Source organism: Marivita sp., from assembly GCF_048006345.1.
Classification (GTDB): Bacteria; Pseudomonadota; Alphaproteobacteria; order Rhodobacterales; family Rhodobacteraceae; genus Marivita.
On sequence record NZ_CP180351.1, the window covers coordinates 773217 to 792861 of the forward strand.

Below are 19645 nucleotides of genomic sequence, written 5' to 3' on the forward strand. Positions count from 1 at the left end.
AATGAGGCAGGACATGATCCAGACACACGGCATTATCCGCGCACTGGCCGGGGGCGCAGCGCTTCTTGTCGTGACCGCGTGCAGCCCAAGCATTCCAGACAGTGCCGTGGGCTTCGACCGCATCGATGGCTACCAGCAACAACGCGACGCTGTGCTCGAAGGCCGTGCTGCGCCGACCACCATCGGCGCACCGCCCACGGTGACCGGAGCGCCGCTCTCGGCCACAGGTCCTCTTGACGCTGCCGCTCTCGAAGCACGTCGCGCCAATTCCGGTGTCGATCCGGTGCAGGCCTCGCCGGGCAATCCCGCTCCTCAGATCGTGGCCAACGCAGCCGGGATATCCGAGGAAAACAACTTCGACGCTGTTGCCAACACCCGCAGCATCGAAGGCGATGCCGCGCTGATCGCACAGAACCGTGCCCGGTATCAGATCATCGCGCCTGAGGCATTGCCCACGCGGCCCGGAACCAACACGCCGAACATCGTGGCATATGCGTTGCAAACCACGAATCCCAAAGGTGCGCCGATCTATCGCCGGTCGTCCTTTGCGTCCGAGAACCGGCACCTGCGCAATTGCGCAGCCTTCACCTCGGCAGACCTGGCGCAAGAGGAATTCCTTGCAACAGGTGGGCCGGAACGGGACCGGCAGAACCTTGATCCCGATGGCGATGGCTTTGCCTGTGGCTGGGATCCGGCACCGTTCCGCGCGGTGCGCAACTGACGCCGCTCTGGCATCCCTCGCCAAATTGCGGGCCGCGGCGCGACGGCGCGCGACCTGACCTGATCGTCCTGCATTACACGGCGATGGACTGCGCCGAAAAGGCGCGGGACTGGCTGTGTCACGCGGATGCACAGGTTTCGGCGCATTACGTGATCGCGCCCGATGGCAGGGTCTGGCACCTTGTCGACGAGGCGGACCGCGCCTGGCATGCAGGGGCAGGGGCGTGGGGGTCGGTGACGGACGTCAATTCCCGCTCCATCGGCATCGAGATCTCCAACACGGGCAACACGCCCTTCGCGGCCAAACAGATGGATGCTCTCGAAAGTCTCGTTGCCGGAATCATGGAGCGCCACAACATCCCTCCCGAACGGGTGATCGGCCATTCCGACATGGCGCCGGGCCGCAAGATTGACCCCGGTGCGCGCTTCGACTGGTTGCGACTTGCACGCCAAGGGCTGGCCATTTGGCCCGAAGCTGACGGCTCAGGGGATTTCGAAGAAAACGCCCGCCGCTTTGGCTATACCGCCGACGTCCCGCTCGACACGCTGCTGCACAGCTTTCGATTGCGCTTTCGCCCCGATGCCTCAGGCCCGCTGGACGACACCGACCGCGCGATCATGGCCAATCTCGCGGAACGCTGGCCTGTCGCCGCGTCCTGATCTTCTCTGGTTTCAAAATACTTCGGGGGTTTGGGGGCAGAGCCCCCAAGGCTGATCGTGCCGTGAGCGCATCGTCCGCGATCAACTCAATTCGTAGGGCAGAATCCCCCGCCGATGCGGCTGAATGGTCAGCTTACGCTCCAAGGGTGGCACCGAGCGTTGGTGGCAATTCGCCCGCTCGCAGATGCGGCAGGAGATGCCAATCGGCTCAAACGCACCATCGCGGTTCAGGTCTAATCCATCCGCATAGACCAGCGCGCCCGCGTGTTTGACCTCGCACCCCAGGGCGATGGCGTAGCGCCGCACTGGCGCGCCAAAGTGCCCGCCGGTTTTCGATACGTCGCGCGCCAGCGAGATGTAGCGCACCCCGTCGGGCGTTTCCGCCAATTGGCGCAGGAAGCGCCCCGGTGTTTCGAAGGCGCGGTGTACGTTCCACAAGGGACAGGCTCCGCCGAAGCGGGCGAATTGCAGCCGCGTGGCGGAATGGCGCTTGGTGATCGTACCGGCCTGATCGACGCGGACAAAAAAGAACGGAATGCCCTTGGCGCCGGGCCGCTGAAGGGTCGACAACCTGTGCGCCACCTGCTCGATGGAGGCACCAAAGCGACGGGCCATCAGCTCCAGATCGTGGCGCGTGTCATGGGCGGCTTGCAGGAATTGGCCGTAGGGCATGACCGCCGCACCGGCAAAGTAGTTCGCCAGCCCCAGCCGCGCGATGGCGCGGGCGGCGTCCGACTGGAAGCGTCCCAGATCGAGCGTCGCATCCAGCAGCTTGCCATGCCGGGTCAACGCCAGTTGCAGCATCATCTGGAAGGTCTGGGTTTCTGGTGCTGCCAATGAGGACAGCGTCAACTCCTGTCGCAATTCATCGAACCGGCGCAGGTCGGGCACGTTGGCAAACCTGACATGCAGCCCTTCCGCCTCCAGCCCGCGAATCGCGGCGCGCACGCGGTCGGTTCCCGTCAGCTTGGTCGCCACGCGCTCGGCCGCCTTGTCCACGGCGTCGATGTAGTTGTCGCAATAGTGAAAGAAGTCGCGCACCTCTTCCCATGGGGATGGCTGAAGCTGCGCGCCTTCACGACCCAAAGCCTCGTCCAATGATGCGAGGCGTTCGTGGGTCTGACGGTAGGCGCGGTGCAGTTCAAGAAACGCTCGTGCCAGCCCCGGCGCGTTCGATGCCGTCAGGCGCAGGTCGGCGATGGGGGGTGCGGCATCGGCAAACACCGGATCGGCCAGCGCCTCGCGCATGTCCGAGATCATGCGCTCTGCGTCGCCCTGACCAAGTTCGGTGACATCGATGCCGAACTCCTGCGCCAGTGCGAGCACGACCGTGGTCGACAGCGGGCGCTTGTTGTTCTCCATTTGGTTCAGATAGGGCAGGGACACGCCCAGCTTGGCGGCGAAGTCGCGTTGCGTGATGCCCAGCCGGGTGCGGATCTCGCGCAGTTTGGCTCCGGCATAAAGTTTCTGGGTGGGCATGGCATCCTCGGCGCTTTGCAGCTTTGCAACCTGTCAGGCCCGAGTTTGCAAATTCACCTCGCGCTGTCCAGCCCCGCGAGCCGCGCAGATCGCCAGATCACCAGCTGGATTGCGATGATGGCGCAGATCGCCGTGGCCAGCATGATCCAGAGCAGGGGCCATGCGCCGGTGCCCGGCACCAGCAACGCGCCTGCCAAGGCTGACAAGCCCGCGCCGCCGCCCAGCATGATCGCGCCTCCAAGGCCGGACGCCGTGCCCGCCAGATGCGGACGTACCGACAGCATGCCAGCGGTCGCATTGGGGATTGTCATGCCATTGCCCAGGCCGACAAACGTCATGAAGCCGAAGAACGTCCATTCCGATCCAAGGCCAAGCCAGAAGACCAGCATCGACAGTAAAATACCCATGCAGTTGATCAACGTGCCCAGCATCACCATCCGGTTGACACCGATCCGAGCCGAAAAACGGCCCGAGATGAAATTGCCGCAGAAATATCCGATGGCCGGTGCGCCGAAGAAGAAGCCCAGTACCGCGGGGGACATGCCAAACACCTCGGTGCCCACATAAGGCGCGCCGCCGAGATAGGCAAAGAACGCGCCCGAGGACATGCCTGAGGCAATGGCGTAGCCCCAGAAGCGCGGGCTTTTCAGGAGTTCGGGGTATTGCGCAAATTGCTGGCCCAGTGTCAGCCCGCTGACCTTGGCGGTTTCGCCCACATCGCTCCATGTCAGCCAGAAGAGAGCAAGGCCAAGGATCAGGAGCAGCCAGAAGTTGGCCTGCCAGCCGAAAACCTGATCCAGCACGCCACCAAAGGCGGGGCCGATCATCGGCACCACGGCCATGCCCATGGTCACATAGCCGATCATCGACGCCGCCTGATCCTGCGGCACGCAATCGCGCACGACCGCGCGGCTGAGGACCATGGCGGTCACGATCACCGCCTGTGCCATGCGGAAGCCAAGGAAGGTGTAGATGTCGGGCGCGTAGATGCAGCCCAGCGTGGCAACGCAGAAGCCGCCGATTCCCCACAGGATCACCGGGCGGCGGCCCATCTTGTCCGAGATCGGGCCGATCAGGATCTGCAGAACTGCGTTGACCGCCAGATAGACGGCCACGGAAAGCTGCATCAGCCAATATTCAGTCTGAAAATAGGCCGTCATATTGGGCAGGGACGGCAGGAAGATGTTCATCACCAACGCCGAAAGACCTGCGAGCAGGATCAGTGTGACAATATGCGGCGGTGTGGAGCGGTCGAGAAATCGGACCTTAGAGGCGTAACTCATATCGTATCGCTACGCTTGCGGTTGAGGATTGTCCATATTCCATGGCGTAACGATACAATTTGCAGATTTGCAATTTGCAAAACCTATTCTTTTCATAGTTTGCAAATTTGCTCTTTAGCGCTTGAGACCTAGCCGCGCCTCAGTATGTTCGCCGCAAAGCGACAAAGGGACGGTCCATGAAAGATATTCTGCAAGAGTTGGAAACCCGCCGCGCCGATGCCCGTCTGGGTGGCGGGCAGGCCCGCATCGACGCACAGCATGCCCGGGGCAAGCTGACGGCGCGTGAACGGGTCGAACTGCTGCTCGATGAAGGCAGCTTTGAAGAATACGACATGTTCGTCACCCATCGCTGCACCGATTTCGGCATGGAAAAGAACCGCCCGGCAGGCGACGGGGTTGTGACCGGCTGGGGCACCATCAATGGGCGCATGGTTTACGTGTTCAGCCAGGACTTCACGGTTCTTGGTGGATCGGTCAGCGCAACGCACGCGATGAAGATCTGTAAGATCATGGATATGGCGATGCAGAACGGCGCGCCGGTGATCGGGATCAACGACTCGGGTGGTGCGCGCATTCAGGAAGGCGTCGACAGCCTTGCGGGCTATGGCGAGGTGTTCCAGCGCAACATCATGGCATCGGGTGTGGTGCCGCAGATCAGCGTGATCATGGGGCCGTGCGCGGGTGGCGCGGTTTACAGTCCTGCGATGACCGACTTCATCTTCATGGTGAAAGACAGCTCGTACATGTTCGTCACTGGCCCCGACGTGGTTAAGACCGTGACCAACGAACAGGTGACCGCAGAGGAACTGGGCGGCGCGTCCACCCATACCAAGAAATCCTCGGTCGCGGATGGCGCGTTCGAGAACGATGTCGAGGCGCTGGCCGAGGTGCGCCGTCTGGTGGACTTCCTGCCGCTCAACAACCGTCAGCCCAGCCCGACGCGGCCGTTCTTCGACGATGTGGACCGGGTGGAGGAATTGCTCGACACGCTGGTGCCCGAGAACGCCAACACGCCCTATGACATGAAGGAACTGATCCTCAAGATCGCCGACGAGGGCGATTTCTACGAGATTCAGGAAGACTTCGCCAAGAACATCATCACCGGCTTCATCCGCCTGGAAGGGCAGACCGTGGGTGTGGTGGCAAACCAGCCGATGGTGCTGGCCGGTGTTCTGGACATCGACTCCGCCCGCAAGGCGGCGCGGTTCGTGCGGTTCTGCGACTGCTTCGGCATTCCGATCCTGACGCTGGTCGATGTGCCGGGCTTCCTGCCGGGGACATCGCAGGAGTATAACGGCGTGATCAAGCACGGCGCGAAACTGCTCTTCGCCTATGGCGAGGCAACAGTGCCGAAGGTGACGGTCATCACCCGCAAGAGCTATGGCGGCGCTTATGTGGTTATGGCATCCAAGCACCTGCGCGCGGATGTGAACTATGCCTGGCCGACATCGGAGATCGCCGTGATGGGAGCCAAGGGGGCGACCGAGATCATCCACCGTGCCGATGCGGGCAATGCGGAAAAGATCGCGGCACACACCAAGGAATATGAGGACCGCTTTGCCAACCCGTTCGTGGCGGCAGAGCGTGGCTTCATCGACGAGGTGATCCAGCCGCGCAGCACGCGCAAGCGGGTGGCACGGGCGTTCGCTGCGCTGCGGTCCAAGCAGCAATCGATGCCGTGGAAGAAGCACGACAATATTCCGCTTTGAGGGGTGCCGGGCTGAAGCCCGGCCTACGAGTTAGGCAGTCATGGCACGTAACGGCTGGCACATTCTGCGCGACGAGACCGGGCTGACCTTGGCCCGGCATGTTCCTGCGCGCTTTGATGTGTCGGTTGTGTCAGAGCTTCCGTTGTGCGACGCGGGTCGTCTGGCGCGACAGGTGCGGCAGGATGTCTGGCGGGCCTTGCAGCGGGTGAGGGGGTTTTCCCCCGTTGTGCGGGTGGAACGTCTGGCGGACGTGATGCGTGTCACCGCAGGTGGGCGTTTGCCCCGGTCCAGTCAATCGGTCTGTGTGTCAGAGCGTCTCGACGCGGTTTTGACCGATCCGGGCAATCGGGCGCGCTGGCTTCGTTGGGCCAGCGGGCGCACATCTCTGGCGCATGTGTTTGCGGTGTTTCTGGCGCTGCCCGTTTTTGCCGATGAGCCCCTGGACGTGCCCTCAGGTCAGCCTGTGACGTTCCACGAGATGCTGTGGGACCGGCCGGGTGGGGGGCTGATTTACCGCTTCCGGTTCGTCACGCCCGAGATTGGGCAGGAGGGCCGCGCCTATGAGGATGTCGAAGTTGACATGCACCATCTGTGCGAGACCTTCGCCATCCCGCGCCTTGCGCAAACCGGGCCGCAGCCCAGCCAGATCGTGATTTCCTTCAGCCAGCAAGAGACCGAATTCGGCGTCGCCACGGAAGACGTCACCCAGTTTTTCGAGGCGTATCGCGTCGAAGGCGAGACCTGCATCTTGGAGTTTTTTTGATGCTTCCACAACATGTTGCGACACTCCGTGCGGGCCGCGTCCGGTTTGAGTTTTTTGCGTCACAGGGCCGCGATGTTGCGGGCTGTGGATATCTTTTGTCTGTGATTTCAGGGTATTCTGGGACGGACTGCACCCAAGCAGTCATTACCTCGAACCGAGGACAGGCAGGACCAGCAGGTCCTGTTGGGTCCTTTGAACCTGACAGGAGAACTAGATGTCAAAGAGCATCAAGCTTCTTGCCGCAGTCGGTCTTTTTGCAGTTTTGTCCGCATGCGGGCACAAGCAGGCCGAAGAAGAGTTTGTGGTTATCGACCCAGAGCCGATCAGCCACGAACCTGTCTACACAGGCAAGTACAAGTAACCTTGAAACGGGGCGGGCAGAGGCGTCCGCCCCCTTTTCGCCGATGCACTGCGGGGGTGTCCCATGCTGAAGCATCGCGGCTTTCCGGGGCGTCTTCCGGGCACTGATTTCCAATTCGTCATTCGCAGACCGAACCCCAAAGGGGTCACGCCGCTGATCAAGCGCGAACGGTATCGCGACCGCAAGTCTGTCGACCGAAAGGCCGATGCCGTCTTCATGGCGGCGCTTTGGGCGCATTTCGGAAATGAGCCGTTCGAACGCGGCAATCTGGATGCGGGCCGGCTGAGCTGGCTCTTTGGCCGTGAAGTGCTGCCGTATGACGATCCGTTTGACCCGGTAAGCTATGAGTTGCAGCTCATCATCAACGAACCGGTGGCGCGCGTGTCGTTTCCCGAGGCGTTTGAGGACGGGGAATGGGCGTGATGTTGCTTACGCAGGGTCAGTTTGGGCGGGAAAAAGCCGACACCTTGGGTTGTATTCCGTTTTTCATTGACGCGTTAGGCGGTTGTGACACTGTGGACCTGTTCCTAGTGACATGGCGTTGGCAGATTGCGCCATTTGTTCACCGTTACCCTTCCCCTGTCGGGCGCCTTGGTTACACCCCATGCCAAGCGCCCGACTTTTTACGTTCCAGAACCGTATGTTACAGAGACGGGCAAGGTTTTGCCCAAAACCCCTGCTGTGACACGAGAGGCTGGAACCTGGACGCAATCCGGGGTGTTACTCCTGCACAGGCAACGACCTGCAAAGGAGCAGACACATGGACATTCACACGATCAGACCGGCGTCGATTCTCGCCGTTGTTGCGCTGCTGGGCCTCTCGGCCTGCGGTGACACGCTGGGCGAACAGGCCCTTCTCGGCGGAGCTGCCGGGGGTGGGACAGCCGTCGCGGCGGGGGGCGATCCTCTCACCGGGGCTGCGGTTGGGGCTGCGGCCAACATCGCCTATTGCCAGACCTATCCGGAACGCTGCTGACGCGTCAGCGCGCCCGAATTGCTCACGGATTTCGACCGTTCGGACCCAGCGTCCGGGCGGTCTTTTTTATGCCATCGCTGCGGGATGTGTCCCCGGCCAAGAAAAGACTGACGGAAAGGGACAGACATGTTCGACAAGATCCTGATTGCCAACCGGGGCGAGATCGCCTGCCGCGTGATCAAGACCGCCCGCAAGATGGGCATCAAAACGGTGGCCATCTATTCGGACGCCGACAAGCACGCGTTGCATGTCGAGATGGCAGATGAGGCGGTGCATATCGGACCGCCGCCCGCGAACCAGTCCTATATCGTCATCGACAAGGTGATGGACGCGATCAAGCAATCGGGCGCACAGGCGGTGCATCCGGGCTATGGTTTTCTGTCCGAAAACCCGAAATTCGCACAGGCGCTTGAAGCCGCGGGCGTGGCTTTTGTCGGCCCTCCGGTGAAAGCCATCGAGGCGATGGGCGACAAGATCACGTCGAAGAAGATCGCGCAGGAGGCCAACGTCTCGACCGTGCCTGGCTATATGGGGCTGATCGAAGACGCGGATGAGGCGGTCAAGATCTCGAACGAGATCGGCTATCCCGTGATGATCAAGGCCTCTGCCGGTGGTGGCGGCAAGGGTATGCGGATCGCGTGGAACGACACGGAGGCGCGCGAGGGCTTTCAGTCGTCCAAGAACGAGGCCGCGTCCTCGTTTGGTGATGACCGCATCTTCATTGAAAAATTCGTCACCCAGCCGCGCCACATCGAGATTCAGGTGCTCTGCGACGCGCATGGCAACGGGATATACCTGAACGAGCGCGAATGTTCGATCCAGCGCCGGAACCAGAAGGTGGTCGAAGAAGCGCCCAGCCCGTTCCTTGACGAAGCCACCCGCAAAGCAATGGGCGAACAGTCGGTCGCGCTGGCCAAGGCGGTGGGCTACACCAGCGCAGGCACCGTGGAATTCATCGTCGATGGCGACCGAAATTTCTACTTTCTCGAAATGAACACCCGCCTTCAGGTGGAACACCCGGTGACCGAGCTGATCACCGGCGTTGATCTGGTGGAACAGATGATCCGCGTCGCCAATGGCGAGCCACTGTCGATCACGCAGGACGACGTTAAGATCAACGGCTGGGCGATTGAGAACCGGCTTTACGCCGAAGACCCGTATCGCGGCTTCCTGCCGTCGATTGGCCGTTTGACCCGTTACCGCCCGCCTGCCGAAGGCCCGCTGGGCGATGGCATCGTGCGCAACGACACCGGTGTGTTCGAAGGCGGCGAGATCAGCATGTATTACGACCCGATGATCGCCAAGCTGTGCACATGGGGACCGGACCGCGCCACCGCGATCGAGACCATGCGCAACGCGCTGGACAGTTTCGAGGTGGAAGGCATTGGTCACAACCTGCCGTTTGTGGCAGCGGTGATGGATCATCCCAAGTTCATTTCCGGCGACATGACCACGGCCTTTATCGCCGAGGAATATCCCGATGGCTTTGAAGGGGTGACGCTTGGAGAAGGCGCGCTGCGCAATATCGCGGCGGCCTGTGCGGCGATGAACCGGGTGGCCGAAATTCGACGCGCACGCATCTCGGGCACGCTCGACAACCACGAGCGCCGGGTGGGCGAAGAGTGGAACGTGGCGCTTCAGGGTGTCGATTTTGACGTCACCATCGCGGCTGACCACGACGGGTCAACAGTGCGCTTTGCCGATGGATCCGAGATCCGGGTCAGCGGTGACTGGACACCGGGCGATCAACTGGCCCGCATGACGGTCAATGGCACGCCGTTGGTGATGAAGGTGGGCAAGGTGTCTGGCGGCTTCCGCATCCGGTCACGCGGAGCCGAGCTGAAGGTCCATGTCCGCACCCCGCGTCAGGCGGAACTGGCCCGCATGATGCCCGAGAAGGTGGCCCCGGATACGTCCAAGCTGCTGCTCTGCCCGATGCCCGGTTTGATCGTGAAGATCGACGTGGAAGAGGGGCAGGAGGTGCAGGAAGGTCAGGCGCTCTGCACGGTCGAGGCGATGAAGATGGAAAACATCCTGCGCGCCGAGCGCAAGGGCACTGTGTCGAAGATCAACGCGGCGGCGGGCGACAGCCTTGCCGTGGACGATGTCATCATGGAGTTCGAATAAGGCGATGACACTTGCGCGTCCGATATCCCGACAAACAGGAACCGCCTATGGCGGTGCCCTGCGTCGGGGTATGGGAAGGTCCCAGTTGGCGAACCGGCCAAATGTCAGGCGTAAGTCACAGACCCGAGTTGCGGCGGTCGCGGATTTCCTGCTGGCGGATCGGCATCTTGTCGATGCTGCGGGTCATTTCCCGAACGCTCCAGGGCAGGGGTTTGCGGAACTTGATTTCCCCGTCCTTGCCAATGAGCGTCAGCATGAAGCTGCGCGGGCGCAGCTTGGTGCGCACGTCGGTCTGTGCGGCAGGGTCCGTGTCGACGATGACGACCACATCACGCTCGGCCAGTTGGTCCAGCTCTCGGTTGATATACTGCATCTGCTGGATGAACAGCGGGTCCGCCGGAGAATTGGCGAACACGATCAGCGGCCGCGCGATCCAGAGATAGTCATCAAGCGTGACGTCCTTGGCTTCAAGAATACGCACGATCGGTGCGTCTTCGTCCGTGACCGGGTCAACGGACGTGTCCGCCGCGTGGGCCCCCACGGGAAACGCGACCGCGGCGAGAGCCAGAATGAAGGACCTGAGTTTTTTCATATCACAAGACATAGGGCGTCGCGGCCCCAATGCGAAGGGTTGTGGTCACCCGAACAAACAAAAAAATGGCATCTGGAGGGGCGTTCGATGATCGGCCACAGGATGTCGACACATTCGTGCTGCACTCCCACAGCAACACCCCCCGCCGAGATGCGCTGCGCGCGCACCGCTGGCTGAGACGAGACGAAGAGGATCAAACGACAATGACTTCCAAGACAGACATATGGCGCGCTCTTGCGGAAAAGGAACTTCGCGGCAAGCCTCTTGACGGGCTGACGTGGAAGACCCTCGAAGGGATCGAGGTCCAGCCGCTTTACACCGAGGATGACATCAAGGACCTGCCGCATCTGGGCACGCTGCCGGGTGAGGCCCCGTTCACGCGGGGGGTGAAGGCTACGATGTATGCGGGCCGTCCTTGGACGATCCGGCAATATGCGGGCTTTTCGACCGCCGAGGAGTTGAACGCGTTTTACCGCAAGAACCTGGCGGCGGGTCAGCAGGGGGTGTCTGTCGCGTTCGATCTGGCCACGCACCGGGGCTATGACAGCGACCATGAGCGGGTTGTCGGCGATGTCGGAAAGGCCGGTGTGGCCATCGACAGCGTTGAGGACATGAAGATCCTCTTCGACGGTATCCCGCTGGATCAGGTGTCGGTGTCGATGACGATGAACGGCGCGGTCATTCCGATCCTCGCCAGTTTCATCGTGGCGGGCGAAGAGCAGGGTGTGGATCGCGCGCTGCTTTCGGGGACCATCCAGAACGACATCCTCAAGGAGTTCATGGTCCGCAACACCTATGTCTACCCGCCAGAGCCGTCGATGCGGATCATCGCGGACATCATCGAATACACCTCGAACGAGATGCCCAAGTTCAACTCGATCTCGATTTCCGGCTACCATATGCAGGAGGCAGGTGCGAACCTTGTGCAGGAGTTGGCCTATACGCTGGCGGACGGCAAGGAGTATGTTCAGACCGCGATGGCACGCGGCATGGACGTGGACAAATTTGCCGGGCGTCTGTCGTTCTTCTTTGCCATCGGCAAGAACTTCTTCATGGAAGCGGCCAAGCTGCGCGCGGCGCGTCTGCTCTGGCACCGGATCATGACCGATCTGGGCGCAAAGAATGACCGCTCCAAGATGTTGCGGACGCATTGCCAGACCTCGGGTGTGTCGCTGGCCGAGCAGGACCCGTATAACAACGTGATCCGCACCGCTTACGAGGCGATGAGCGCGGTTCTGGGCGGGACGCAATCGCTGCACACGAACGCTCTGGACGAGGCGATTGCGCTGCCGACGGAATTCAGTGCCCGCATCGCGCGGAACACGCAGCTGATCCTTCAGGAAGAAACCGGCGTGACCAAGGTGGTCGACCCGCTCGCGGGATTCTACTACGTCGAGAAGCTGACCCATGATCTGGCCGAGGCGGCGTGGAAGTTGATCGAAGAGGTCGACGAAATGGGCGGCATGACCAAGGCCGTGGCCTCCGGCATGCCCAAGCTGCGGATCGAGGAAACGGCAGCGCAGCGTCAGGCGGCGATCGACCGGGGGACGGACGTGATCGTGGGCGTGAACAAGTACCGGCTCGCCAAGGAAGATGCGCTCGACATCCTTGACGTGGACAACGTCAAGGTCCGGCAGAGCCAGATTGCCCGGCTGGAGAGCATTCGCAGCACCCGCGATCAGGCCGCCTGCGATGCGGCGCTGGCCGAACTTGAGAAACGTGCGGCCGAAGGCGGCAATCTGTTGGAAGCGGCGGTCGAGGCTTCCCGCGCCCGCGCCACGGTAGGAGAGATCAGCATGGCAATGGAAAAAGTGTTCGGCCGCCACCGGGCCGAGGTAAAGACCTTGGCGGGCGTCTATGGCGCGGCGTACGAGGGCGACGAAGGCTTTGCAGCCATCCAGCGGTCGGTCGAGGCGTTTGCCGAGGACGAAGGCCGCCGTCCGCGTATGCTGGTCGTAAAGATGGGGCAGGACGGCCATGACCGGGGCGCCAAGGTGATCGCGACGGCGTTCGCCGATATCGGCTTTGACGTGGATGTGGGGCCGCTGTTCCAGACACCGGCTGAGGCCGCGCAGGATGCCATCGACAATGATGTGCATGTGATCGGGATTTCCTCTCAGGCGGCCGGGCACAAGACGCTTGCGCCGCAACTGGTGCAAGAGCTGAAGGCGCAGGGTGCGGGGGACATTCTGGTGATCTGTGGTGGCGTCATTCCGCAGCAGGATTACCAGTTCCTCTATGATGCCGGGGTCAAGGCGATCTTCGGGCCGGGCACCAACATTCCCGAAGCCGCGCAGGACATCCTGCGGCTGATCCGCGAAGCGCGCGGCTGACGTCCGGGCGGGCGGACGCGTCGACGCGTCCGCTGTTTTCCGTTGACGGAAAACCTGCCGCGTGTGTCAATGTTCGCATGAAATTCGAACTGGATCATATCGCGGTTGCGGGCGAAACGCTGGAGGAGGCGGTGCGCCACAGCGAAGAGGCGCTGGGCGTGACGCTGGCCGCCGGCGGTCAGCACGCGCATTATGCCACGCATAACCGGGTTCTCGGACTCGAGAACGACCTTTACTTCGAGGCCATCGCCCCCGATCCCTCGCAGCCCAAGCCGGACTATCCGCGCTGGTTCGGGCTGGATGATTTCGACGGTCCGGCCCAGCTCGACAAGTGGATCCTGCGTTGCGATGACGTCGAGGCCGCGCAACGGATGTTCCCCGAAGCCGGAGAGCCGGTGGAGCTGTCGCGGGGTGATCTCAGTTGGACCATGCTGGTGCCGCCGGATGGCCGCTTGCCTTTTGGCGGGCAGTTCCCGGCGATCATCCAATGGCACACCGACACACCGCCGGGCATGACCTTGCAAAGTGCCGGGTTGCGGCTTGAGGCGCTCACCATCTGTGGGCCGGATGTGACTGATCTTCAGGCGCGGTTGGCCCCGGTTCTGGATGATGACCGGGTGATCTATCGCACCATGGCCGACCGGATGATGCAGGCCGTGTTCCTGACCACCAGCGGGCGACGTATCCTCACATGATCATCCGACCCGCGCGCGCCGACGATGCCGAGGCGTTGACGGTGATCCTGAATGACGTGATCGCGAACACGACGATCACCTTCACCTCGGAGCTCAAAACCATCGACTATGTGCGCGACGATATCGCCGCCAAGGGGCCTGCGTTTCTGGTGGCCGAGACGGACGGGGTGGCTGTCGGCTATGCCAGTTATTTTCCGTTTCGCAACGGCCCCGGCTATGCGCGGACCAAGGAGCATTCCATTGCTTTGACCAAAGAGGCGCGGGGCACCGGGGCCGGGCGCAAGCTGATGGCGGCGCTGGAGGCCGTGGCGCGGGCCGAGGGGGTGCATTCGCTTTGGGCGGGTGTGAGTGCGGAAAACCCGGCGGGTCGTGCCTTCCACAACGCAATCGGCTTTACCGAGGTGGCCAGGCTGTCCGAGGTGGGGTTCAAGTTCGGCCGTTGGATCGACCTTGTGCTGATGCAGAAAAAGCTCTGATGCCGCACTGACAAAACCGGGCGTTTGCCGTAGGATGCGGCTATGTCGATCTGGTCGCGCATTGCGGATGCTCTTTCGGCCCTTGCCTCGGGCGAGGGTCTTGCAACGGTGTTTGACCGCCTGCGCACACCGCCGGAAAAGACCGTGGCCTTCACCATTGCCGTGATTGCTCTGTCGGCCAAGATGGCCAAGGCGGATGGTCTTGTGACCCGTGATGAGGTGATGGCGTTCCGCGAAGTGTTCCACATCCCGCGCGAAGACGAGTTGGGCGCGGCCCGCGTGTTCAACCTTGCCCGGCAGGACGTGGCCGGGTTCGAGGAATACGCCAAGCGCATCCGCGCGATGTTCGGGCCTGATCAGGGGACCTTGTGTGACCTGATGGAGGGGCTGTTTCACATCGCGATGGCGGATGGGACCTATCACCCCGGTGAAGACGCATTTCTGCTGCGGGTGGCCGAGATTTTCGAATTGCCCGAAGGGTCGTTCCGCCGCTTGAAGTCGCGGTTTGTCCCGGATGCAGAGCCTGACCCGTATGATGTGCTGGGTGTTGAACCAGGGATGTCGCTAGACGAGATCCGCGCAACCTGGCGGCAGCTTGTGCGAGAGAGCCACCCGGATCGGATGATCGCCCGAGGCGTGCCGGAAGAAGCGGTGAAGCTGTCGGAACGGCGGCTGATCGACATCAACCGCGCCTGGGAAGAGATCGCGGCGCGCGAACACGCCTGATGCCGATATGACGCGGCGCAGATGAGACTTGCCACCTACAATGTCGAATGGTTCGACGCGCTGTTCGATGACATGGGTCTCCTGATTGCGGATGGGTTGTGGTCAGCGCGGCATGACGTGACCAAGGCCATGCAGACCGAAGCGTTGGGGATCGTGTTCACGGCGTTGGACGCGGATGTGATCATGGTGATTGAAGCGCCGGACACCAGCCGCAGCCGTAACACGGTGCGGGCGCTGGAAGCCTTTGCCAAGGCGTTTGATCTGCGGGCGCACAGCGCCGTGATGGGCTTCAGCAATGACACCCAGCAGGAAATCGCGGTGATGTACGATCCCTATGTCGTGGATATACGCCATGATCCCAAGGGACAGGCGCCTGTGCCCGGCGCGCCGCAGGTGGCGGGCGCACCGCGGTTTGACGGGACGTTCCGCATCGACCTCGATATCGACGCGACCGAGGACAAGGTGGTGTTTTCGAAACCGCCGCTCGAGGTCGAAATGACGGTGTTGGCGACCGGGCAGGTGATCCGCCTGATCGGGGCGCATCTCAAGTCGAAAGCGCCACATGGAGCCACCAACCGCGATGCGGTGATGCGGTTGTCGATTGCCAACCGGCGCAAGCAATTGGCGCAGGCGATCTGGCTGCGGGCGCGGGTGGCGGAACATCTGGAGGCAGGCGATCCACTGATCGTTATGGGGGATTTGAACGACGGTCCCGGTCTGGATGAGTACGAGCATCTTTTCGGGCGCAGTTCGGTCGAGATCATCCTGGGGGATGGGGATGCGGCGCTCTACGATCCCCATGCATCCAAGGCCTTGTTGCGGCGGATCGGGGCGCAGCCGACCACGGCGCGGTTCTACATCCCGCACGAGGATCGGTATCTACAGGCGTTGCTGGACTACATCATGGTGTCGCGCGACCTGCGGTCCAAGGCCAAACGCTGGCGCATCTGGCACCCGTTCGATGATCCGGTCTGTTGGAACACACCCGAACTGCGAGAGGCGTTGCTGACGGCGTCGGATCACTTCCCGGTGACGCTGGATCTGGAACTCTAGGTGAAATTTCTGTGGATCATGCTTATATAGGTCACATGAAACAGATACCCGCATATGTTCTGGTGGCCGCCTTGTCGGCCTCTGCCGCCTCGGCCGAAGAGGGCACAAGCCTGATGGAAGAAGGCGCAAAGCTTTTCTTTCGCGGGCTTATGGAAGAGATGGAGCCCGCCCTGCGCGAGCTGGAAGGTCTGGCTGAAGAGATCGAGCCTGCCATCCGCAGCTTTGCCGAGGAAATGGGCCCTGCCTTGCGCGATCTGATGGAACAGGTCGAGGATTGGTCGGCGTATGAGCCGCCGGTCGTTCTGCCCAACGGGGATATCCTGTTGAAACGAAAACAGGATGCGCCGCCGCTCGAAGCGCTCCCGCCGCCGGAAGACGGCGAGATCGATATCTGATTATTCTGCCGGTTGGGCGTAGGCGTTTTGGCGTGACGGCTTGAGGGCCGCATTGGTCAGCAGTGCGCCGCCTGCAATCGACAGGATCGCCAGAAGTGCTGCGATGGACAGCGTCGGCACACCCGCCAGACCTGCGCCAACGGTACATCCTCCGGCCAGAACACCCCCGACGCCCATAAGGACTGCACCGCCCGCATAGCGACCGGTTTCGGCGGGCGCGTGGAAGGATTGCCACTGGAAGCTGCCGAAAAGCAGCGACGAGACCAATGCACCGACCAGCACGCCTCCGATCAGGCCAACCCCAAAATTCGCCGGGATGGAGGTGGAAGCGATGGACCAGAAGAGCGTGTCCGCGAAGGGTGCCGTGAAGGACAGGCTTTGCAGCGCGACGGGGTCGAAATCGTCATAGAGCACGAAACCGGTACCGATCCAGCCCGCAGGGACCAGAGCGCCCAGCAGGGCTGCCATGATCAGGGTCGTTGCGCGGTTGCCCGAACGGGCGGCAAAGGCCAGCGCCGCCAGGGCGATGACCAGCGACCACAGCACTGCGCCACCGGGCAGGGAAGCGAGGGACAGGGTGTCGCCCAAAGACACGGTGAATGCGCCCAGTGTTGTGCGGACCGGGGCCAAGACGCCTTTCAGTGTCGCGTGCGCGGTGATCGCGAAGACCATCAGAACGAACACGGCGCGCAGGTTGCCGGTGGCCGACAGAACCGTCAGACGCGAGGCACAACCACGGGTGAGCACCATACCCGCGCCGAACATCAGACCGCCCAGAATGATGGCCAGCACCGGCAGGTCGCCTGCCATGAAACGGTGCTCGTCGAAGGTGATGAGACCCGACAGAACGCCAGCCTGCGTGCCCAGAACAGCCACCGCCAGCGCGGTCAGCCAGACGCCCATTGCCTGACGGCGATCGTCCCCGACAAGCCCGCGACGGAAGCAGAACTTGGTGCGCTCGGCCAGCAGGCCAAACGCGGCGCCAAGGACCAGCGCAAGACCCACAGCCACTTGCGGCGCGGTGAAATTTTCAAAGCCAAGGGATTCGAACATGGGTCTGTCCTTCCATGAAGTTGAAAGGCAGATGGCGGGAAAATTTCCCTGTGACAAGGCCGGCGGGTGCAGCAAGAGGTGCGGTTTTGGGGATCGGCTCCTGTAATTTTGGCTGATTTCTGAACGTCGTTCCGATTTTTCAGGAAAAATCGGAGGCGACGTTCAGGGCGGGGCAGCCACCCCGATCCAATTGATCTTATTTTCTGCCGGTCTTTTCTACCTGTCTGGTTCAGCGTCCCCGGATACGCGGGTCAAGCGCATCGCGTAGACCATCGCCGAGGTAATTCACGCTCAGCACCGTCAACGAGATCGCGATGCCGGGCAGGTACACCCGTTCGGGGAATTGCTGCATCCGTTGCACCGCGTCGGCCAGCATCTTGCCCCAAGTCGGGAAGTCCGAAGGAAAGCCGACACCAAGGAAGCTGAGGGCGGACTCCGTAATGATCGCCGTGGCAAGGCCCAAGGTGGCCGACACCATGATCGGAGACAGCACGTTGGGCAGCAGGTGGCGTTGCACAATGCGGAACGGTGTGGTTCCGATGGAGCGCGCGGCCAGGATGAACTCGCGTTCCTTGAGGGCAAGGATGTCGCCGCGCACGATACGGGCAGTCGGCATCCAGCTCGTGATCGCGATGATGCCGACGATCAGCACGAACATGCCGCCTTCAGGGCCAAACGCCTCGCGCAGGGGTTGGCGGAACAGGGTCACGGCCACAAGCAGCAGCGGCAGGATCGGCAGCGACAGGAACAGGTCGGTGAGGCGCATCAGCAGCCCGTCCGCCTTGCGCACGAACCCCGCCAGCACGCCGACAACCGTGCCGATGATCAGGCTCAGCACCATTGCAGCCCAGCCCACGGCCATCGAGGTGCGTCCACCCTGCAGGATTTGCGCAAGTTGGTCGCGGCCCAGCTGGTCGGTGCCGAAGGGGCGGTTCCACGCTGTTTTGGCCGTTGCATCCCAGAGTGCGGTCCAGATCGGGCGCAGGTCCTTGTTGCGGATGTCGAGCTTTTGCGCGTCGACCTGCCAGAGATAGGGGCCAAGGATCACAGCCAGCGTAATAAAGACGAGGAAGCCGCCGCCGAACATCGCGCCCTTGTGTTTGCGGAGCTGATCCCACACGTCTTTCCACTGGCTGCGCGGCGGCGCGAGCGGGCCTTTGTCGGCCAGTGCTTCGATCTGGGTCGGGGTCGCGTTCACGGGCTCAGTCATAGCGGATCCTCGGGTCGAGAAGGCCGTAGAGGATATCGGCAATCAGGTTGAAGAGCACGATCAGAACGGCGAAGATAAAGGTCAGTGTCATCACCATGGGCAGGTCATTGGCAAAGAGGGCCGTGATGAGAAGCTGACCAATGCCATTCACCTTGAACACGTTTTCCGTGATGATCGCGCCGCCAAAGATCGACGGGACGTTGAGCGCGATCACGGTGATGACCGGGATCATCGAGTTGCGCAGGACGTGAACCGTGACCACCACAGCTTCGCTCAGGCCCTTGGCGCGGGCGGTGCGGACGTAGTCCTGATTGAGGTTGTCGAGCATCGAGGCGCGCATGTACCGGCTGATCTGGGCGGTGGTTTGCAGCGCCAGCACCATCACCGGCAGGATCATCTGTTGCAGCTGAAGCTTGAAGGCAGCCCAACTGTCGACCACGAGGGTCGTGTCATAGATTGACGGAAACCATCCCAACTGAACCGAGAAGATCACGATCAGAAGCGGTCCGGTGAAAAAGGGCGGGATGGAAAAGCCGATCATCGTGATGAATGTGCCGGACTGGTCGAACACCGAATACTGTCGGTAGGCCGAGTAGATACCGATGGGCAGGGCGATGAGGATGCCCACCACATAGGCAAGACCGACCACCCAGAGTGTTTGCGGGATCCGCTGGATGACGATGTCCATCACCGGGCTGCGGGTCTGCCACGAGATCACGCGCAGTTCACCCTGATAAAGCTGGGTGTCCGGCAGCCAGCCAAGCAAGGTGCTGGAATTGGTCAGGTAGTCGATAAAGACCTTGGGTTCGATCCAGAAGACCTGAACCAGCCATTTCCAGTATTGCACCAAGGGTGGTTCGCCGACCCCCAAGGCTTGCCGCATCTTCTCCTTGACCTCGGCGGGGACGGTCAGAGGCACCTGCGCCATCGGATCACCGGGCGCAAGTTGCAGAAGCATGAAAATGACAAAACTGATGAACAGAAGCGTCGGAACGGCGAGAACAAGTCGTCGGACGGCGAAGGTCAGCATCGGG

The 19645-nt window shown here is 61.9% G+C and carries 20 protein-coding genes; 14 read left to right on the forward strand and 6 right to left on the reverse strand.

Features of this window, described 5'->3' with window-relative positions:
* Window positions 1-13 precede the first annotated feature (13 nt).
* Both ACMVPR_RS03800 and ACMVPR_RS03805 read left to right on the forward strand, forming a co-directional pair.
* Window positions 14-721 (forward strand): hypothetical protein, encoded by a 708-nt coding sequence (locus ACMVPR_RS03800; RefSeq protein ID WP_416881779.1) that lies wholly within the window; start codon window positions 14-16, stop codon window positions 719-721.
* Window positions 722-804: 83 nt separating this feature from the next.
* Window positions 805-1380 carry an N-acetylmuramoyl-L-alanine amidase gene (locus ACMVPR_RS03805; RefSeq protein WP_416881780.1) on the forward strand — a complete coding sequence of 192 codons (576 nt, stop codon included), beginning with the start codon at window positions 805-807 and terminating at the stop codon, window positions 1378-1380.
* 81 nt (window positions 1381-1461) lie between these two features.
* Here the strand turns inward: ACMVPR_RS03805 and ACMVPR_RS03810 are convergent, their stop codons facing one another.
* Window positions 1462-2859, reverse strand: coding sequence for a helix-turn-helix domain-containing protein (locus ACMVPR_RS03810; protein WP_416881781.1), 1398 nt, complete (start codon window positions 2857-2859; stop codon window positions 1462-1464).
* A 53-nt stretch (window positions 2860-2912) separates the two neighbouring features.
* Window positions 2913-4142 (reverse strand): multidrug effflux MFS transporter, encoded by a 1230-nt coding sequence (locus tag ACMVPR_RS03815; protein WP_416881782.1) that lies wholly within the window; start codon window positions 4140-4142, stop codon window positions 2913-2915.
* Window positions 4143-4318: 176 nt separating this feature from the next.
* Here ACMVPR_RS03815 and ACMVPR_RS03820 point away from each other — a divergent pair, with 176 nt between their 5' ends.
* From ACMVPR_RS03820 to ACMVPR_RS03845, 6 genes are all read left to right on the forward strand, one after another.
* Window positions 4319-5851: an acyl-CoA carboxylase subunit beta gene (locus ACMVPR_RS03820; RefSeq protein ID WP_416881783.1), complete on the forward strand. Its 1533-nt coding sequence runs from the start codon at window positions 4319-4321 to the stop codon at window positions 5849-5851.
* A gap of 40 nt (window positions 5852-5891) precedes the next feature.
* The gene (locus ACMVPR_RS03825; protein ID WP_416881784.1) at window positions 5892-6614 is read left to right on the forward strand and encodes a DUF6497 family protein; all 723 of its coding nucleotides are present in this window, start codon (window positions 5892-5894) and stop codon (window positions 6612-6614) included.
* Window positions 6615-6828: 214 nt separating this feature from the next.
* Window positions 6829-6975 carry a hypothetical protein gene (locus ACMVPR_RS03830; RefSeq protein ID WP_292308862.1) on the forward strand — a complete coding sequence of 49 codons (147 nt, stop codon included), beginning with the start codon at window positions 6829-6831 and terminating at the stop codon, window positions 6973-6975.
* Between the two features lie 63 nt (window positions 6976-7038).
* Entirely contained in the window at window positions 7039-7398 is a 360-nt protein-coding gene (locus ACMVPR_RS03835) for a hypothetical protein (protein ID WP_416881785.1), read from the forward strand.
* A 337-nt stretch (window positions 7399-7735) separates the two neighbouring features.
* Window positions 7736-7951 carry a hypothetical protein gene (locus ACMVPR_RS03840; RefSeq protein ID WP_300583703.1) on the forward strand — a complete coding sequence of 72 codons (216 nt, stop codon included), beginning with the start codon at window positions 7736-7738 and terminating at the stop codon, window positions 7949-7951.
* Between the two features lie 126 nt (window positions 7952-8077).
* Entirely contained in the window at window positions 8078-10078 is a 2001-nt protein-coding gene (locus ACMVPR_RS03845; RefSeq protein WP_416881786.1) for an acetyl-CoA carboxylase biotin carboxylase subunit, read from the forward strand.
* Window positions 10079-10193: 115 nt separating this feature from the next.
* Here ACMVPR_RS03845 and ACMVPR_RS03850 read toward each other — a convergent pair whose 3' ends face one another.
* Window positions 10194-10670: a DUF4174 domain-containing protein gene (locus ACMVPR_RS03850; RefSeq protein ID WP_416881787.1), complete on the reverse strand. Its 477-nt coding sequence runs from the start codon at window positions 10668-10670 to the stop codon at window positions 10194-10196.
* 203 nt (window positions 10671-10873) lie between these two features.
* Here ACMVPR_RS03850 and scpA point away from each other — a divergent pair, with 203 nt between their 5' ends.
* From scpA to ACMVPR_RS03880, 6 genes are all read left to right on the forward strand, one after another.
* Window positions 10874-13003, forward strand: coding sequence for a methylmalonyl-CoA mutase (scpA, locus tag ACMVPR_RS03855; RefSeq protein ID WP_416881788.1), 2130 nt, complete (start codon window positions 10874-10876; stop codon window positions 13001-13003).
* A gap of 77 nt (window positions 13004-13080) precedes the next feature.
* Window positions 13081-13698: a VOC family protein gene (locus ACMVPR_RS03860; RefSeq protein WP_416881789.1), complete on the forward strand. Its 618-nt coding sequence runs from the start codon at window positions 13081-13083 to the stop codon at window positions 13696-13698.
* Entirely contained in the window at window positions 13695-14174 is a 480-nt protein-coding gene (locus ACMVPR_RS03865) for a GNAT family N-acetyltransferase (RefSeq protein WP_416881790.1), read from the forward strand. The genes ACMVPR_RS03860 and ACMVPR_RS03865 overlap by 4 nt, the downstream gene beginning before the upstream one ends.
* 42 nt (window positions 14175-14216) lie before the next feature.
* Entirely contained in the window at window positions 14217-14900 is a 684-nt protein-coding gene (locus tag ACMVPR_RS03870) for a TerB family tellurite resistance protein (protein ID WP_416881791.1), read from the forward strand.
* A 21-nt stretch (window positions 14901-14921) separates the two neighbouring features.
* On the forward strand, window positions 14922-15953 hold the full coding sequence (locus ACMVPR_RS03875; protein ID WP_416881792.1) for an endonuclease/exonuclease/phosphatase family protein: 1032 nt from the start codon (window positions 14922-14924) through the stop codon (window positions 15951-15953).
* Between the two features lie 35 nt (window positions 15954-15988).
* Window positions 15989-16348: a hypothetical protein gene (locus ACMVPR_RS03880; protein ID WP_416881793.1), complete on the forward strand. Its 360-nt coding sequence runs from the start codon at window positions 15989-15991 to the stop codon at window positions 16346-16348.
* Here ACMVPR_RS03880 and ACMVPR_RS03885 read toward each other — a convergent pair whose 3' ends face one another.
* The 3 genes from ACMVPR_RS03885 to ACMVPR_RS03895 form a co-directional block, all read right to left on the reverse strand.
* Complete coding sequence (locus tag ACMVPR_RS03885; protein WP_416881794.1) at window positions 16349-17401, reverse strand: YeeE/YedE family protein; 1053 nt, start codon at window positions 17399-17401, stop codon at window positions 16349-16351. It lies immediately after the preceding gene.
* A gap of 229 nt (window positions 17402-17630) precedes the next feature.
* Complete coding sequence (locus tag ACMVPR_RS03890; RefSeq protein WP_416881795.1) at window positions 17631-18611, reverse strand: ABC transporter permease; 981 nt, start codon at window positions 18609-18611, stop codon at window positions 17631-17633.
* Entirely contained in the window at window positions 18604-19641 is a 1038-nt protein-coding gene (locus ACMVPR_RS03895) for an ABC transporter permease (RefSeq protein WP_300583732.1), read from the reverse strand. Before ACMVPR_RS03895 ends, ACMVPR_RS03890 begins: the two co-directional genes overlap by 8 nt.
* Window positions 19642-19645: the final 4 nt, after the last annotated feature.

Coding starts and splice junctions, on each gene's coding strand:
- ACMVPR_RS03800 (WP_416881779.1), top strand. CDS start 14: ATGATCCAGACACACGGCATTATCCGCGCACTGGCCGGGGGCGCAGCG.
- ACMVPR_RS03805 (WP_416881780.1), top strand. CDS start 805: ATGGACTGCGCCGAAAAGGCGCGGGACTGGCTGTGTCACGCGGATGCA.
- ACMVPR_RS03810 (WP_416881781.1), bottom strand. CDS start 2,859: ATGCCCACCCAGAAACTTTATGCCGGAGCCAAACTGCGCGAGATCCGC.
- ACMVPR_RS03815 (WP_416881782.1), bottom strand. CDS start 4,142: ATGAGTTACGCCTCTAAGGTCCGATTTCTCGACCGCTCCACACCGCCG.
- ACMVPR_RS03820 (WP_416881783.1), top strand. CDS start 4,319: ATGAAAGATATTCTGCAAGAGTTGGAAACCCGCCGCGCCGATGCCCGT.
- ACMVPR_RS03825 (WP_416881784.1), top strand. CDS start 5,892: ATGGCACGTAACGGCTGGCACATTCTGCGCGACGAGACCGGGCTGACC.
- ACMVPR_RS03830 (WP_292308862.1), top strand. CDS start 6,829: ATGTCAAAGAGCATCAAGCTTCTTGCCGCAGTCGGTCTTTTTGCAGTT.
- ACMVPR_RS03835 (WP_416881785.1), top strand. CDS start 7,039: ATGCTGAAGCATCGCGGCTTTCCGGGGCGTCTTCCGGGCACTGATTTC.
- ACMVPR_RS03840 (WP_300583703.1), top strand. CDS start 7,736: ATGGACATTCACACGATCAGACCGGCGTCGATTCTCGCCGTTGTTGCG.
- ACMVPR_RS03845 (WP_416881786.1), top strand. CDS start 8,078: ATGTTCGACAAGATCCTGATTGCCAACCGGGGCGAGATCGCCTGCCGC.
- ACMVPR_RS03850 (WP_416881787.1), bottom strand. CDS start 10,670: ATGAAAAAACTCAGGTCCTTCATTCTGGCTCTCGCCGCGGTCGCGTTT.
- scpA (WP_416881788.1), top strand. CDS start 10,874: ATGACTTCCAAGACAGACATATGGCGCGCTCTTGCGGAAAAGGAACTT.
- ACMVPR_RS03860 (WP_416881789.1), top strand. CDS start 13,081: ATGAAATTCGAACTGGATCATATCGCGGTTGCGGGCGAAACGCTGGAG.
- ACMVPR_RS03865 (WP_416881790.1), top strand. CDS start 13,695: ATGATCATCCGACCCGCGCGCGCCGACGATGCCGAGGCGTTGACGGTG.
- ACMVPR_RS03870 (WP_416881791.1), top strand. CDS start 14,217: ATGTCGATCTGGTCGCGCATTGCGGATGCTCTTTCGGCCCTTGCCTCG.
- ACMVPR_RS03875 (WP_416881792.1), top strand. CDS start 14,922: ATGAGACTTGCCACCTACAATGTCGAATGGTTCGACGCGCTGTTCGAT.
- ACMVPR_RS03880 (WP_416881793.1), top strand. CDS start 15,989: ATGAAACAGATACCCGCATATGTTCTGGTGGCCGCCTTGTCGGCCTCT.
- ACMVPR_RS03885 (WP_416881794.1), bottom strand. CDS start 17,401: ATGTTCGAATCCCTTGGCTTTGAAAATTTCACCGCGCCGCAAGTGGCT.
- ACMVPR_RS03890 (WP_416881795.1), bottom strand. CDS start 18,611: ATGACTGAGCCCGTGAACGCGACCCCGACCCAGATCGAAGCACTGGCC.
- ACMVPR_RS03895 (WP_300583732.1), bottom strand. CDS start 19,641: ATGCTGACCTTCGCCGTCCGACGACTTGTTCTCGCCGTTCCGACGCTT.